The sequence below is a fragment of the Flavobacterium branchiicola genome (assembly GCF_018383905.1).
Taxonomy (GTDB): Bacteria; Bacteroidota; Bacteroidia; order Flavobacteriales; family Flavobacteriaceae; genus Flavobacterium; species Flavobacterium branchiicola.
In genome coordinates, this window is record NZ_JAGYWA010000008.1 from 184468 (window position 1) to 199912 (window position 15445).

The 15445-nt window shown below is 33.2% G+C and carries 13 protein-coding genes; 9 read left to right on the top strand and 4 right to left on the bottom strand.

All coding sequences use genetic code 11. The annotated features are described in order from the left end of the window. Positions 1 to 144: 144 nt before the first annotated feature. Both KHA98_RS19955 and KHA98_RS19960 read right to left on the bottom strand, forming a co-directional pair. Positions 145 to 1008, bottom strand: a complete 864-nt coding sequence (locus KHA98_RS19955; RefSeq protein ID WP_213259681.1) for a DUF58 domain-containing protein — start codon at positions 1006 to 1008, stop codon at positions 145 to 147. A gap of 88 nt (positions 1009 to 1096) precedes the next feature. Beyond that, complete coding sequence (locus tag KHA98_RS19960) at positions 1097 to 2101, bottom strand: AAA family ATPase (RefSeq protein WP_213259682.1); 1005 nt, start codon at positions 2099 to 2101, stop codon at positions 1097 to 1099. A gap of 212 nt (positions 2102 to 2313) precedes the next feature. Between KHA98_RS19960 and KHA98_RS19965 the strand changes: the two genes are divergently transcribed. The 4 genes from KHA98_RS19965 (at position 2314) to KHA98_RS19980 (ending at position 5798) form a co-directional block, all read left to right on the top strand. Continuing rightward, positions 2314 to 3186: an aldo/keto reductase gene (locus tag KHA98_RS19965; RefSeq protein WP_213259684.1), complete on the top strand. Its 873-nt coding sequence runs from the start codon at positions 2314 to 2316 to the stop codon at positions 3184 to 3186. 17 nt (positions 3187 to 3203) lie between these two features. Continuing rightward, a complete protein-coding gene (locus tag KHA98_RS19970; protein WP_213259685.1) occupies positions 3204 to 3710 on the top strand; it encodes a GNAT family N-acetyltransferase in 507 nt (168 codons plus the stop codon). An 81-nt stretch (positions 3711 to 3791) separates the two neighbouring features. Next, positions 3792 to 4547 (top strand): SDR family NAD(P)-dependent oxidoreductase, encoded by a 756-nt coding sequence (locus KHA98_RS19975; protein WP_213259687.1) that lies wholly within the window; start codon positions 3792 to 3794, stop codon positions 4545 to 4547. Between the two features lie 108 nt (positions 4548 to 4655). Next, positions 4656 to 5798, top strand: coding sequence for an ATP-binding protein (locus KHA98_RS19980; RefSeq protein ID WP_213259689.1), 1143 nt, complete (start codon positions 4656 to 4658; stop codon positions 5796 to 5798). A 63-nt stretch (positions 5799 to 5861) separates the two neighbouring features. On the opposite strand, the gene KHA98_RS19985 is transcribed toward KHA98_RS19980, so the two are convergent. After that, on the bottom strand, positions 5862 to 6605 hold the full coding sequence (locus tag KHA98_RS19985) for a DUF3298 and DUF4163 domain-containing protein (RefSeq protein ID WP_213259690.1): 744 nt from the start codon (positions 6603 to 6605) through the stop codon (positions 5862 to 5864). A 105-nt stretch (positions 6606 to 6710) separates the two neighbouring features. Between KHA98_RS19985 and KHA98_RS19990 the strand changes: the two genes are divergently transcribed. Then, positions 6711 to 7853: a cystathionine gamma-synthase gene (locus tag KHA98_RS19990; protein WP_213259691.1), complete on the top strand. Its 1143-nt coding sequence runs from the start codon at positions 6711 to 6713 to the stop codon at positions 7851 to 7853. Positions 7854 to 7945: 92 nt separating this feature from the next. Here KHA98_RS19990 and KHA98_RS19995 read toward each other — a convergent pair whose 3' ends face one another. Next, complete coding sequence (locus KHA98_RS19995; protein WP_213259692.1) at positions 7946 to 8737, bottom strand: THC0290_0291 family protein; 792 nt, start codon at positions 8735 to 8737, stop codon at positions 7946 to 7948. A gap of 326 nt (positions 8738 to 9063) precedes the next feature. On the opposite strand from KHA98_RS19995, the gene gdhA reads away from it, so the two are divergent. The 4 genes from gdhA to KHA98_RS20015 all read left to right on the top strand — a co-directional run bounded on the left by gdhA (position 9064) and on the right by KHA98_RS20015 (position 15274). After that, the gene (gene gdhA, locus KHA98_RS20000; RefSeq protein WP_213259693.1) at positions 9064 to 10407 is read left to right on the top strand and encodes an NADP-specific glutamate dehydrogenase; all 1344 of its coding nucleotides are present in this window, start codon (positions 9064 to 9066) and stop codon (positions 10405 to 10407) included. 127 nt (positions 10408 to 10534) lie between these two features. Next, positions 10535 to 12817: a type IX secretion system anionic LPS delivery protein PorZ gene (gene porZ, locus KHA98_RS20005; protein WP_213259694.1), complete on the top strand. Its 2283-nt coding sequence runs from the start codon at positions 10535 to 10537 to the stop codon at positions 12815 to 12817. Positions 12818 to 12919: 102 nt separating this feature from the next. Then, entirely contained in the window at positions 12920 to 13633 is a 714-nt protein-coding gene (gene recO, locus KHA98_RS20010; protein ID WP_213259695.1) for a DNA repair protein RecO, read from the top strand. Between the two features lie 48 nt (positions 13634 to 13681). Next, positions 13682 to 15274 carry a hypothetical protein gene (locus KHA98_RS20015; RefSeq protein WP_213259697.1) on the top strand — a complete coding sequence of 531 codons (1593 nt, stop codon included), beginning with the start codon at positions 13682 to 13684 and terminating at the stop codon, positions 15272 to 15274. Positions 15275 to 15445 lie beyond the last annotated feature (171 nt).

Below are 15445 nucleotides of genomic sequence, written 5' to 3' on the forward strand. Positions count from 1 at the left end.
TCAGATGTTGGTCTAAAATGAATGCTTAAAAATGGAACACGGATGACACAGATTTAAACGGATTTTTTTGATGATACTTTTATTCTTCAATCTTATTTAAGAAGCTAATTTTCTAATAATCTAAGAAGTCTAAAGTATCTAAAATTATCTTGATTTGAAATAGCCCAATAATTTTGTTACGTAATTTTCGTCAACCCTTGTGTTTACGACACCAGCACCAGATTTACGAAATGTATCCTGAAAATAATGTAATCTTTCCTGATAATGTTTTTCGTAATTCATTCGAACCGTTTTTGAACCGGTATCTACCAGTTGTGTTTTTCCGGTTTCGGCATCAAGCATGGTTACCATACCTAAATTTGGAATTTTTTCTTCGCGAATATCATAAACGCGAACTCCGGTAAGGTCATGTTTTTTTGAAGCAATTTTTAAAGTTTGCTCATAATTATCAGACATAAAATCTGAAATCATAAAAACGATGGCTTTCTTTTTTTGAGTTCCCGACAAGAATTTCAAAGCCTGAGCAACATCTGTTTTGTGGCTCTTTGGTTCAAATTCTATTAATTCGCGTATGATTCTTAAAACGTGGGAACGACCTTTTTTTGGCGGAATATACAATTCTACATTATCTGAGAATAATATCAAACCAATCTTGTCATTATTTTGTGTAGCCGAAAAAGCCATCGTTGCGGCAATTTCCGTTACGATGTCTTTTTTAAATTGTGTTTTTGAACCAAAACCTTCAGAACCCGAAATATCAACCATTAAAACCATGGTCAATTCTCGTTCTTCTTCAAATACTTTAACGTGAGCCTCGTTGTAGCGTGCGGTTACATTCCAATCGATATTACGAATATCATCTCCGTATTGGTATTGACGTACCTCGCTAAACGTCATTCCTCGTCCTTTAAATGAAGAGTGGTATTCTCCCGAAAAGATATGATTGCTCAGTCTTTTGGTTTTGATTTCTATTTTCCGTACTTTTTTTAAAAGCTCTTTTGTATCCATTTTTTTTGAGGCTATAGGCTTTATGCTATAGGCTCTAGGCGATAACTAAGGCTTGTGCCTATTGCCTAAAGCTTACTGCTTAAAGCTTTTAAGGTACTTCAATCTCGTTTACGATTTTGTTGATAATGTCTACAGAAGTAATGTTTTCAGCTTCAGCTTCGTAAGTGATCCCGATTCTGTGACGTAACACATCGTGTACAACTGCACGAACATCTTCCGGAATTACATATCCACGACGTTTGATGAAAGCATAACATTTTGCAGCGTTTGCTAAGTTGATACTTCCACGAGGAGAAGCCCCAAAACTAATAAGCGGTTTTAAGTCTGCTAATTTATATTTCTCCGGATAGCGAGTTGCGAATATAATATCTAAAATATATTTTTCGATTTTTTCATCCATATAAACTTCACGAACTGCTTCTTGTGCACGTAAAATTTGCTCCACTGAAACTACCGGATTTACTTTTTCGTAAGATCCTTTTAAGTTTTGACGAATTACAAAACGCTCTTCATCGATTTTTGGATAATCAATTACAGTTTTAAGCATAAAACGGTCAACCTGAGCTTCAGGAAGTTGGTAGGTTCCTTCTTGTTCAACAGGATTTTGAGTTGCAAGAACTAAAAACGGACGGTCTAATTTGAAAGTAGTGTCGCCAATAGTAACTTGTTTTTCCTGCATCGCCTCTAATAAAGCAGATTGAACCTTTGCCGGAGCACGGTTAATCTCATCAGCAAGTACGAAATTGGCAAAAACAGGCCCTTTTTTTATAGAAAACTCGTTTTGCTTAATGTTATAAATCATCGTACCCACAACATCGGCAGGTAATAAATCGGGTGTAAACTGAATACGGCTGAAAGAACCCTGCACAGCCTGAGACAAAGTATTTATGGCTAAAGTCTTGGCAAGACCAGGTACACCTTCAAGTAAAATATGCCCTTGTCCTAAAAGTCCAATTAATAAACGCTCGACCATATGTTTCTGGCCCACAATGACTTTGTTCATTTCCATTGTAAGAAGGTCTATAAAAGCACTTTCTCTTTCAATTTTTTCATTAATCGCTCTAATGTCTAAAGTCGTTGTATTTTCTTCCATATAAATATTTTTAGAACCTTGATTTTTATGTCTTAATTTTGAGAGTGCAAATTCAATATTTTTTGAGAAGTAAGATGTTAAAGAATGGTTAAAACTTCGACCAATGACTTAATTTTAAGGACGAATTGTGAATCTATTTTTATATTTTTAAGAACTTTGGTGATTATGCTGTAGAAAAGCATATTTATTACCTTAAATAACACAATATAACCATGAGCAAGACAACATTATCGCCTATTATTTCGGGTACTATGAATTGGGGTGTCTGGGACAAAAATTTGACGCCAAAAGAAATGGAAAGTATGATACAGGTTTGTATCGAAAACAAAATCACCACTTTTGATCACGCCGATATTTACGGAGATTATACTACCGAAGCCGATTTTGGGAAGGCATTTAAAGCCAGTAAAATTTCAAGAGAAAAATTACAGTTAATTACAAAATGCGGAATTCAGATGATTGCTGAAGGTCGCAAAAATAAGATTAAACATTACGATTATTCTAGAGAGTACATCATCTGGTCTGTTGAAGAATCATTAAAAAAACTCAAAACAGATTATGTCGATGTATTTTTATTACATAGACCAAGCCCATTAATGCAGGCTGACGAAATTGCAGAAGCAGTTGAGAAATTAAAAGCAGAAGGAAAAATTGTTGATTTTGGACTTTCAAATTTCACCAGCTCTCAAACGGAACTAATTCGTCAGAAAACTGAAGTAAGTTTTAACCAGGTGCAGTTTTCTGCAACTCATTATGAAGCGATGACTGATGGAAGTTTAGATTATATGCAAACACACGGAATTCGTCCGTTATCATGGAATCCGCTTGGAACAGTTTTTAGAGAAGATACCAAAAAAACACGTCGTTTAAAAAAATTACTTGCCGAGTTAATGCATAAGTACGGATACGGTTCTGATACTCTTTTGTTAGCTTGGATTTTAAAACATCCGGCAGGTGTAATCCCGATTGCAGGAACGGTTAACATTGCAAGAATTCAGGCTTTAATGAAAGCGGTTGAACTGGAAATGGATAAAGAAGACTGGTTTGCCATCTGGACAGAAAGTATGGGCGACGATGTGCCTTAAATAAAGTATTCTGAAAAATGATACATCTGGAAAAATTTGAGAAAAAGTTTTATTCTGAATTAATTAATTCTGTCAAAAGTGCAAAAGATTTAATGCAATTTGGCGGGCCGGAATTTACTTTCCCATTAACGGAAGAGCAAATAGATAAAACACTTTCTGATGAAAATAGAATTGCTTTTAGGGTTGCAAATACCTCTAATGGAAATACTATAGGACATTGCCAAATTTATTTTAAAGATGATTCTGCAAAATTAGGCCGAATTCTGATTATCGATGAAAACCAGAGAGGAAAAGGAATTGGGGGGCAAATGGTGATTTTATTGCTGAATTTTATTTTTGAAAACAGGAAAGAAAGAAACATTGATTTAAATGTTTTCGACTTTAATATTGGTGCCCAAAAGTGCTATGAAAAAGTTGGATTCACTGTTAATCCGGGTAAAAAACTCCTTAGGGAAGTAGATAACGAAACCTGGACAGCAATTAATATGGTGTTGAATTTAGAGGAATGGCAAAATAAGAATTAAAAATATTTTGTCACAGATTAAAATGATCAGTTTAGAATCAATGAAAACTTTTTAATCTGTGGCAAAAAATAAAGATTAGAAATGAAGAAAACAGTTTTAATTACTGGAGCCACAAGCGGAATTGGAAAAGCAACTGCGCAGATAATGGCAAAAAACAATTACAAAGTTATTCTTTGCGGGAGACGTAAAGATCGTTTGACAGAATTGGAAAAAGAACTTTCTGCTTTTACAGAAGTACATTCTTTATCCTTTGATGTTCGCGATAAAGATGCGGTTTTTGAAAGTATAAATTCATTACCAGCCGATTTTTCGACTGTTGATGTTTTAATCAATAATGCAGGAAATGCACACGGTTTAGATCCAATTCAAAATGGAGATATTGAAGATTGGGATGCCATGATCGATATTAACGTTAAAGGACTTTTATATGTTTCGAAAGCTATAATTCCGCAAATGATTGACCGTAAAGCAGGACATATTATCAATATTGGTTCTATAGCCGGAAAAGAAGTGTATCCGAACGGAAATGTGTATTGTGCATCGAAACATGCTGTTGACGCTATTAACAACGGAATGCGAATGGATTTGAATCCGTACGGAATTAGAGTAGGAGCAATACATCCGGGAATGGTTGAAACCGAGTTTAGCGAAGTACGTTTTAAAGGTGATGCCGATAGAGCTTCAAATGTTTATAAAGGGTTAGATGCTTTACAAGCAGAAGATATTGCCGATATTATTCATTTTGTAGTTTCAAGAAAGTATCATGTTAATATTGCTGATCTAATCGTTTACCCGACTGCGCAGGCATCGGCAACGATCGTAAAAAAGAATATTTAAAATTAGATGGTTAGACTTCTTAGAAAGTTAGATCTTTAGATTAATTTAGAAATCTGAAAATCACAATCTAAGAAGTCTAAAAATCCAATAATCTAAGAAGTCTGCTAAATGATCAATAAACGCCTTTTAATCAAAAACTTGCTCGCTCATAATGATGAGAGCAGTTTTTATGATAAAAAAAGGCAATTGAATCTTCACTCGCGAGAAGGAAAAGGAAAATTCCTGAAACACATTTGTGCATTATCCAATTCCAATCCAAACAATAACTCGTATATCGTTGTTGGAGTAGAAGATCAGGATAACGAAATTGTGGGCGATGATTTTTTTGATGACAGCCGAATTCAGAATCTGGTAAATGCCTTTTTAGAAAATCCTCCAAAAATTCAATATGAAAACGTTCCTTTTCCGAATCTTCCAAAAGACAAGGTAATTGGTCTGGTTACAATAAAACCCAAAAGCAAAATCTCTTACTTTAAAAAAGGAATCCATACTATTCTGGCCAACAGTATTTTTATAAGACGTGGAAGCAATTCGATTCCTCTGGAAGAACATGAGGAAATTGAAAAAAGCAATCAAAATACAGAAACGGTAATCGGAATTGAAAATAGTTCCAGAAATAGTATTCAATATACTTTGGACGGAGTTATAGATTTTATGAATTTCAGGCACAAAGATATGTCTCCTAAATATCGTGTTTTTAAAGAATTATTTGTAATCTGCTGGGCTGGAGTTCCAAAGAAAATGAGGGAAAAAACTTTTCTTTCAAGGGTTGATATCGAATTGATAAACGAACAAATCAAGCTTTTTTATTCGGCTCAGGATGTTGTTACAATTGTTTATAATGAAGATAGTTTTACCATTACAGAATATGTTCCGCTGGGATTAAATGACAAAACAAGTTATTATCCGTTAGAAGAACAAACGATTCATTTTTTTGATAATGGCTATTACAAGATTGATCGTCAAATGCTTTTTCAGCCACCGGAATTTAATCGAAAAATGTTATATCATATTTATAATTCGAATATTTCACTACTTCAAAAATTGCAAAAAGGTTTTGTTTTATCCGATAGAGAGTTTATAGATCTTGAAAATCTTCCATCAACTTTTATGATTTGTTATTTAAACGGATTTGAGGAAGCCAGACAAAAATTAATCGACTCAAAATTATTACTGAAACCTTTCCCTCAAGTATATTTATCTTTTAAAGAAGCACTTCGTATTTTGCGTAAAATGAAATATGATATTTAAAAGGTTCTGAGGTTTTTTCTGTAGAGACGCACCGCAGTGCATCTAATCGTGTACATTTAAATATTACTGAAAATTCAAATATTTACGCACTTCTTCATAAGGAAACAAGATTTCTTTTGGACCATCGGCGTAGGAGCCTGCTTCGTATGAGTTGTAGTAAAGAAGAAGCCCTTCTTCGGTATAAAAAATATTTTGCGGTAACTGAAATTTATCGTTTTCAAACATTAATCCGGTTGCATTGATATTTGCACTGGTTGGAATTTTGTATTTCTCACGAAATCTTTTTTCAGCAAAAGCTTTAAACTCATTTTGGTTTTTAAACAATTGGTCATTAAATAGGGTCTTTCCCGTTTGCGGATTAAATAGTAAAGATCTAAAACCCTGATAGCCGTGCGCGCCACCCGTAAAAGTATAATGATCGATTTTGATGTTTAAAATCTGATCGGATATAAATTCAATATTTCCTTTAATTTTTCCTTCCCAGCCAAAAGTTTCGGTTGGAAATTTTTTGTGCATTTCTTCATACGAATCAATAAACGATTTGGCTAGAGAATGGTAATCATGTACCGTTTTTGGATCTTCCCCAAAATAGATAATTTCTTTCACGACAGAAAAAACCTTTTTATTGATGCTGTCAGCAGTAATTTTAATATTTTTTGCAATCGGAATGTCAATAGTAACTTTTGGACAATCGCTCTTGCATGGAATGGTAGATTTTTCTTCAAATGTTTCATTTTCAAATGAAAGCTCTTTGTTACAACTTGTGAGTATCAAAAACAGAAAGACTAAAAAAGTATAATGTTTCATATCAAAAAGTGTTAATTAAATACAAAGGTAAGAAGTTGTGTCAGGATTAGAATAAATTAAACGGTAAATTTGTACAAGAATTAAAGATTTAAAATTTGTAACTATATGAAATTCAATACAAAAGTAATACATGGTGGTCAGCATCATGATCCAAGTACAGGAGCTGTTATGCCTCCGGTGTATCAAACTTCAACTTTTATTCAGACAAGTCCGGGTAAACCATTGGCTGATTATGAGTATAGCAGAGCATCAAATCCAACTCGTACAGCCTTAGAAAACGCTTTGGCAAGTATTGAAAATGGTACTCGCGGATTGGCTTTTTCATCTGGATTAGCGGCAACAGATTGTATCTTGAGATCGTTTAAAGCCGGAGATGAAATTATTGCGATGGATGATTTATATGGAGGAACTTATAGAATGTTCTCCAGAATTTACAAAGATTCAGGAATTAAATTTCATTTTGTAGATATGACTGATATTGCAAAATTGAAATCATTAATCAATGAAAATACAAAATTGGTTTGGGTAGAAACACCAACAAATCCTTTAATGAAACTGGCAGATATTGAAGAAGTTGCCAAAATTACAAAAGCAAATAATATTTTGTTTGCCGTAGACAATACGTTTGCGACGCCATATTTGCAAAAACCGCTAGATTTAGGGGCAGATATCGTTATGCATTCTGCAACAAAGTATTTAGGTGGACATTCTGATGTTATTGCGGGTGCTTTAATTGTAAAAGATGAAGCTTTAGGAGATCAATTGCATTTTCAGCAATTTGCTACCGGAGCAACATTGGGGCCAATGGATAGTTTTTTGGTTTTAAGAGGAATTAAAACACTTTCTTTAAGAGTTCAGAGACATTGTGAAAACGGAGAAAAAGTAGTAGAGTTTTTAAGCAATCATCCAAAAATTAATACCGTTTATTATCCTGGATTAAAAAGTCATCCTTTTCATGAAATTGCCAAAAAGCAAATGAAAGCTTTTGGAGGAATGGTTTCTTTTACATTTAAATCGGGTAAAAAAGAAGATTCTATTGCGTTTTTAGAGAAATTGAAAGTATTTACTTTGGCAGAATCTTTAGGTGGAGTTGAATCTTTAGCAAATCATCCGGCTTTAATGACGCATGCTTCAATTCCTGCTGATAAAAGAGCAGAAGTTGGTATTACTGATGATTTAGTTCGTTTAAGTGTTGGTATTGAAGATGCAGAAGACTTAATTGCCGATTTAGAACAAGCGCTTTCTTAAAGAAAGAAATCTCGATAAAAAAAATCCCAAATTCCGAAACTATCAAGTTGGAATTTGGGATTTTATATTTTTTGGAATTTCTTTTTCAGATTTTAGAATTCTAAGTAGTAGATGTATCCAAAGTTAAACCATACTTGCCAATCGTTTGATTTGTTTTCTTTGTAGATATCTTTATTAGGGTTTAAACCGTCAATCCAGTCTGAAGTAAACATTTGAAAACGAGTTTCAAACATTAAATCACTCATTGTAGTTAGCTTATAATGAACTCCCACACCACCCGTAATTGAAGCTGCAATTCCGGTTTCTGATGAAAAACCATGAGGTCTTCCGTCTGATGGAGTTAAATATTTTCCTGGTGTAATATGAGGAAGTGTTATGTCTCCTAAATTAGAATTAATTTTTGATGAATAATAGTTCACCATAACCCCCGCACTTAAGTACGGACTGAAGCTACCAACATTGTTTTCGAAGTCATGAACTTTTATAAAAGAGAACTCTAATTGAGATCCTAATCCAAAAACAGTAGAGCTTGCACTCATTCCTCTAAGTTGTTTAGCAAATATACTTTCTGGTTTTCTTTCAACCCATTGACCAAAGTGTTCTAAATCTACTTTACTAAAAGACAGTTCAGACCTTACTTTAAAGTGTTCAGAGAAAAAAGTTTCGTGGTTATTGGCGGCAGAAAAGTTGATAAAATGCACAATTCCAATTCCAAATCCTGTGTTTCCAACATTGGTATCAAAATTATTTCTTTCACCAAAATCAGATTGGAGGGTTACAGGACCTGCGAATATTCCTATTTCTTGCGCAAGATTGGACTGAGCGGTCGCTGTTGTAGAGATGCCAAGGATGGCAAATAACGTGATAATTACAGGTTTGAGCATGGTATTTGGGCTTTCAAATCTTGGCAAATATATAAAAAAGGTTGTCTAAACAAAATATTAAATTCGGGTATTAAAAAATTAGTAACAAAACACTTAATTTTCTGACTTTAAGTGTAGTGATTTGATGTAAATTCCCAAGTGTAAAATTGTATTTTTATTTTTGTTTAAAAAATACTCAATTCTTCTGCGAAAGCGAAAAAAAATAACAATTCATGATCGTTTTACCTTATCTTTGCGTGTTATTACGAAAACGTTTTCTTAAAAGAGGTTTTCTTATTTAAAAGGTTAAAAACTTATAAACTATTATTTGAATAATTTATTTAAAAATGGAACAAAAAATAAATGAATTTATGGCTCTTGTTGAGTCAAAAAATCCAAACGAGCCAGAATTTCTTCAAGCCGTTAGAGAATTTGCTGAAACTGTAATTCCGTTTATTTCTGAACGCAAGAAATATGATGGAAAGAATATCCTTTTAAGAATCGCTGAACCGGAAAGATCAATAATATTTAGAGTTCCATGGGTAGACGATAAAGGAGAAATTATTGTAAATAGAGGTTTCAGAATTCAGATGAACTCTGCAATTGGACCTTATAAAGGAGGAATTAGATTTCACCATACTGTAAATTTATCAGTTTTAAAATTTCTTGCTTTCGAACAAGTTTTCAAAAACAGTTTGACAACTCTTCCAATGGGTGGAGGTAAAGGAGGTTCTGATTTTGATCCAGAAGGAAAATCAGACGGAGAAATTATGCGTTTCTGCCAGTCGTTCATGACAGAATTATGTCGTCATATTGGTCCGGATCTTGACGTTCCAGCTGGAGATATTGGTGTAGGAGCAAGAGAAATTGGGTATTTGTTCGGACAATATAAAAGAATTAGAAATGAATTTACTGGAGTTTTAACTGGTAAAGGTTTGGCTTACGGAGGTTCATTAATTAGACCAGAAGCTACAGGATATGGAGTAGTATATTTTACAGATCAAATGCTTCGTACTATCGGACATGAGATTAAAGGTAAAAGAGTAGCTATTTCAGGATTTGGAAACGTAGCTTGGGGAGTAGCTTTAAAAGTAAATGAATTAGGAGGTAAAGTAGTTACTATTTCTGGACCTGACGGATACATTTATGACGAAGAAGGAATCTCTGGAGAAAAAATTGACCATATGGTTGAAATGAGAGCTACTGGAGATAACAGAGCAGAAAGATATTTAGAGAAATATCCAAATGCTATTTTCCATAAAGGAAAAAGTCCTTGGGAAGTAAAAGTAGATATCGCTATTCCATGTGCTACTCAAAATGAATTAAACGGAGACGATGCTAAGAAATTAATTGATAATGGTGTTTTATGTGTTACAGAAGCTGCAAATATGCCTTCAACTTTAGACGCTATTAAATTGTTTTTAGATAATAAAGTACTTTTTGCTCCTGGTAAAGCTGCAAATGCTGGTGGAGTTGCTGCTTCTGGATTAGAGATGACGCAAAACTCTATTCGTTTGAACTGGACAAGTGAAGAAGTAGATTTAAGACTAAAAGATATCATGGTTGGAATTCACAACCAATGTAAAAAATACGGTGCTGGCGAGGATGGTTATGTTAATTACGTAAAAGGAGCTAACATTGCCGGATTTGTTAAAGTAGCAGATGCTATGCTTGCTCAGGGTGTAGTATAATTTAAAGCAAAAAATAGAAAATGCCTTCATTCGTCTCTAAGATGAATCGAAGGCATTTTTTTATTTAAAGAACAAAAAGCAAATACTTTGGTTTGTAGTATATTTGTTGATTCGAATAACGATCGCAATGAAGAGAATTTTTCTGTGTATTTTATTTTTATTTCTATTCCAATTTGCTTTTAGTCAGGCTAAATTGAATTGGCAGGGTTATTTTTCGTTCACTGAAATAAAAGATATTTCAGAGTCAACTTCAGTGGTATATGCTGCTTCAGAGAATGCATTGTTTTCTAAAAAAGATGCAGTAAATACAGTTAAAACAATTACCACTGTTGATGGGCTTTCTGGTCAGACGATTTCGGCAGTTTATTATAGTGAAGCATTCAAAAAAACGATTGTAGGTTATGAAAATGGTTTGATGATTGTAATCAACGAGACTGATGGCAGCATCATGAAAATTGTTGATATTATCACTAAACAATTGGCGCCAAACTTAAAAAAAATCAATCATTTTATGGAGCATAACGGTCTGGTTTATGTTTCCTGCGATTTCGGAATTGTACAGTTTAATTTAACTACTTTGCAATTTGGAGATACGTATTTTATAGGTGATAATGGTGCAGAAATCAGTGTAAGACAAACTGCTTTTTTTAATGGATTTATTTATGCAGCAACTTCAAGCGGTATCAGAAAAGCAGATAGTACAAACGCAAATCTGATCGATTTTAAGCAATGGTTGGTTGTAAATACAGGAAATTGGTCCAGTATTGAAACTTTAGATACAGAGCTTATTGCCATAAATACAACAGGATATATTCATCGGTTAAATGCAAATACTTTTGTTGGGTTTTTACAGCTTTCACAGCCTGCTGTTGATATGAGATCAAAAAATCATAATTTGTTTATTACGATTCCTAGTGTGGTTTACATTTATAATAATCAAATGATTTTAAATCGTCAGATTACAAATACTCAGGTTTTAGATAATACTGTAACATTCACTTGTGCAACAAATGTTGGTAATTCGATTTATATCGGAACAAAAGAAAAAGGTTTGTTTTCTTCTGCACTTTCCGGAGCAGCAGCTTTCGAGAATAATACGCCAACAGGTCCTGCCCGAAATAATATTTTTTCATTGGATGTTACTTCAGTTTCGCTTTGGGCGGTTTACGGAGACTATGATCAATATTATAATCCGTATGATTTAGATAGTTATGGAATTAGCAAATTCAATACTTCGGGTTGGCTGAATATTCCGTATTCTGAAGTTTATGACGCAAAGTCAATGACCCGAGTTATTGTGAATCCTGCAAATGAAAAACAAGTCTATGCGAGTTCATTTTTTTCTGGATTATTAAGAATTGAAGATGATGTTCCTAATTTTTTATACAATGAAAAAAATAGCGGATTACAATCTATTACCACAGAAGGACCAAATTATATAGATGTACGTATTAATGCGACAGCTTTTGATAAAACAGGAAATCTTTGGATAACCAATAGTCGTATTAAAAACGGATTGAAAGTTTTGAAATCAAACGGACAATGGGGAAGTTATGCTATGACTTCTATTTTAGACGATGCAGAAGCTAGTAGTTATTCCAGCATTGCTGTTGATCGAAATAATGTAAAATGGATTGGAACCAATAGAGATGGGGTTGTTGGTTTTAATGAAACTACAAATACGTTTAAAAAAATGACTTTTGGGGCCGATGCCGGAAATCTTCCAATTGCAGATGTGAGATCAATAGCAATAGATACAAAGAATCAATTGTGGATAGGAACAACAAAAGGATTACGTGTATTGGCTAACGTAGGAAGTTTTCAAAGTGAGAATCAGCTTAAAGCAAATCCGATCATTATAACAGAGGATAATCTGGCTCAGGAATTATTATACGAGCAATTTATTACTTCAATAGCTGTTGATGGCGCAAATAATAAATGGATTGGTACGGCCGATTCCGGAGTTTTTATGGTATCGCCAAACGGACAGGAAACCAAATATCACTTTACAATAAACAATTCCCCATTACCAAGTAATGTGGTGAATGATATAAAAATTAATAGCGCTACGGGGGAAGTCTTTATTGCAACTAGTAAAGGAATGATCTCATTCAAGGGCATTGCAACCGAAGCAAATGAAGATCTGAATAACGTTTATGTTTATCCAAATCCAGTAAGACCAACTTATTTTGGGACTGTAAAAATTGCCGGCTTATTAGATAAGGCAAATGTTAAAATCACAGATATTGAAGGAAATCTGGTTTATGAAGCTACGTCAGAAGGAGGAACGATCGAATGGGATACAACTGCTTTTGGTCGTTACAAAGTTTCTTCCGGAGTGTATATGATTTTTATTTCGGCACAAGATGGTGGTGAAACAAAAGTCAAGAAAGTTATGATAATTAGATAATGTCATAATTAGAAAATTAGATAATTGTTTTGTCTAAAAACAGCTAAAAAATCATTCCTGAAATCTAAGAAATCTAAAATCTAAGAAGTCAATTGTTCTAAAATGCAAGTCAAAACAAAAGCTATAGTAATCTCATCATTAAAATTTCAGGAGAAAAGTTTGATCGTAAAATGTTTTACACTTTCAAACGGACTGAAATCTTATTTTGTGCGAGATGCTTTTTCAAGTAGAAAAGCCAGTCAGAAGATTGCTTATTTTCAGCCTTTGTCAATTTTAGAAATTGAAGCTGTGCATAAGAATAAAGGCACTTTGGAAAACTTCAAAGAATTAAAAACAGCAGTTCCTTTTCAAACCATTCATACCGATATCTTCAAAAGTACGATGGTCATGTTTTTGTCTGAAGTGCTTCATTACTCTATTCAGGAAGAAGAAAAAAATGAACAGCTTTTTTTGTTTTTAGAAACTGCATTAACCTGGCTGGATAATCACAGCGAGATTTCAAATTTTCATCTGATTTTGCTTTTGGAAATAACCAAATATTTGGGGTTTTACCCTGATATTTCAGAAATTAGTTTACCTCATTTTGAAATGAATGAAGGTGTTTTTACTCTTTTTCAAGGAGGAAATATGCTTTCTGAACACGAAACAAATTTATTCAAAAGGTTGATAGATCTGAAGTTTGATAATAGTCAGAAAGTGTTTCATGTTGTAGAAAGGCAAATACTTCTTAAGATTTTGATCGATTATTACAGTTTCCATTTAGAAGGGTTTAAAAAACCAAAATCACTAGATGTTTTGAAAGAAATCTTTTCTTAATAACGGTAGACTAATTTCATATATTTGGCACACCAAAACCAAATTTATATGAAAAGAATAACTACTTTTTTACTTCTTATTTTAATTAATTTCACCTATTCACAATCTGTCGATTTAGATCCGCACAGTTTTAATTTATCATACGTAACTCTTCCTCCAAAACCTGTTTTAGAGCGAAAAAACAGAACGTATTCTATGCTTGTTGATACAGGAAATGTTCCTGAATTTAAAGATGCTAAAGATCATTTGGAGTATAATGTTTCTATTGATGGATTTAAAAATGTATCGACAAATGGTTATTTTGTTGTAGATGTTAATTTATGGAATCCGATGATTATTCTACAGGAAATTAGAAAAAACGAATATAAATCAAAGGATGACAAAGGAGTAGAGAAGATTTCGATTTCATATACTGTGATTTATAAAGTAAGAGAGATGGGAAGCTTTTCGATAAAATGTGAAGGTGATGCTTCTTTTAATAAAAAATACAGTTTAGAAAAAACCTATACGGTTGAAAATTCATTTGTAAATTATGAAGATGCTAAAAATTTTCCCGGCTTATCTGTGGTTTCAGTTAGAAATGCATATTTAAGAAGTGTTGTGTCCGACATGGATTATAGACTGAATCATGATTATGGTTTTGTTGTTGAGCAAACCTCAGATTATCTGTGGATTTTAGATTCGAAAAAACATCCTGAATTTGACAGTAATGTAAAAGCGCTTTCAAATGTAAAAGCAGTTTTTAATAAAATGAGTTACAATGAGGATGTTGCTCCTTTAAAAGCAGAATTAGAATCGACGATTAAGTATTTTGAAGGGGTAGATAAGACTTATGTTGAAGACGAGAGAAGGCAAAGAAAGCTTCGATACGGTGCCTATTTTAATCTTGCTGCAATATATCATTATTTAGATATGCCCGATGAATCTGATATTTGGTGCGATAAGTTAATCGAGAACAAATATGATGTTACTGATGGTAAAACCATGAAGCTTAAAAACGAAAATTTAAGAGAAATTTTTGCAGTAAATCAGATTAAAACAAGACATATAGATGTTGAGGTGAGATCAAATGGAGTTAAAGAAGAAGAGGTAGATGTTGCTAATTTTGACCCCAATTATTTCCTGAAAAATGATCCAAAATACCAATTGGTTTCTCTTGTTTTAACAACAAATGATACTGTCTCAGGATATGCAAAAATAAGAGCGATAGAGAATTTAGACCGAAAAATTGCCGTTAGTATTCCGGATGAAAATGGAAATCACAACCATATATTCAAAACCTATTTTGCAGATCAGGTTACAAAATTGATTCTTCAGGAGAACGATTTTTATTCGACAGTGTCTTTTAAAGAAGCGATAAGAGCAAGCGCAAAACCTGTTTTTAGATTTGTTCGTGAACTTTTAAACGGAAAAACGATTTCATTGTATGGTTATTTAAACAGTGAAATAATTGTAAAAAAACAAGGCGAGGAATGGGGAGCTTCAACAAATTCACTTGGCTGGCAAATGAATACTAAAAGTAAGTTTGTAGAACTGGCAAGGCCTTGTCCTAAATTGGTAGCCAGAGCAAATGGTACAGAATTTAAGAACGATCTTAATTCGTTTAGAAAATTTGTAGAAGCATTGGATGCGTGTAACTAATTTTAATTTGAAACCAAATAAAAAAAGACTACAGTTTATAGCTGTGGTCTTTTTTGCTAAAATAACAGTGATCTTGGGATGGTTTTCTTTTAAAATTATTTAAAAACAGGGACTTCGTTGAAAATTATGTTAGAAATTACTTCAAAGTGGTCTTTTTTCTGTCATCTTTTA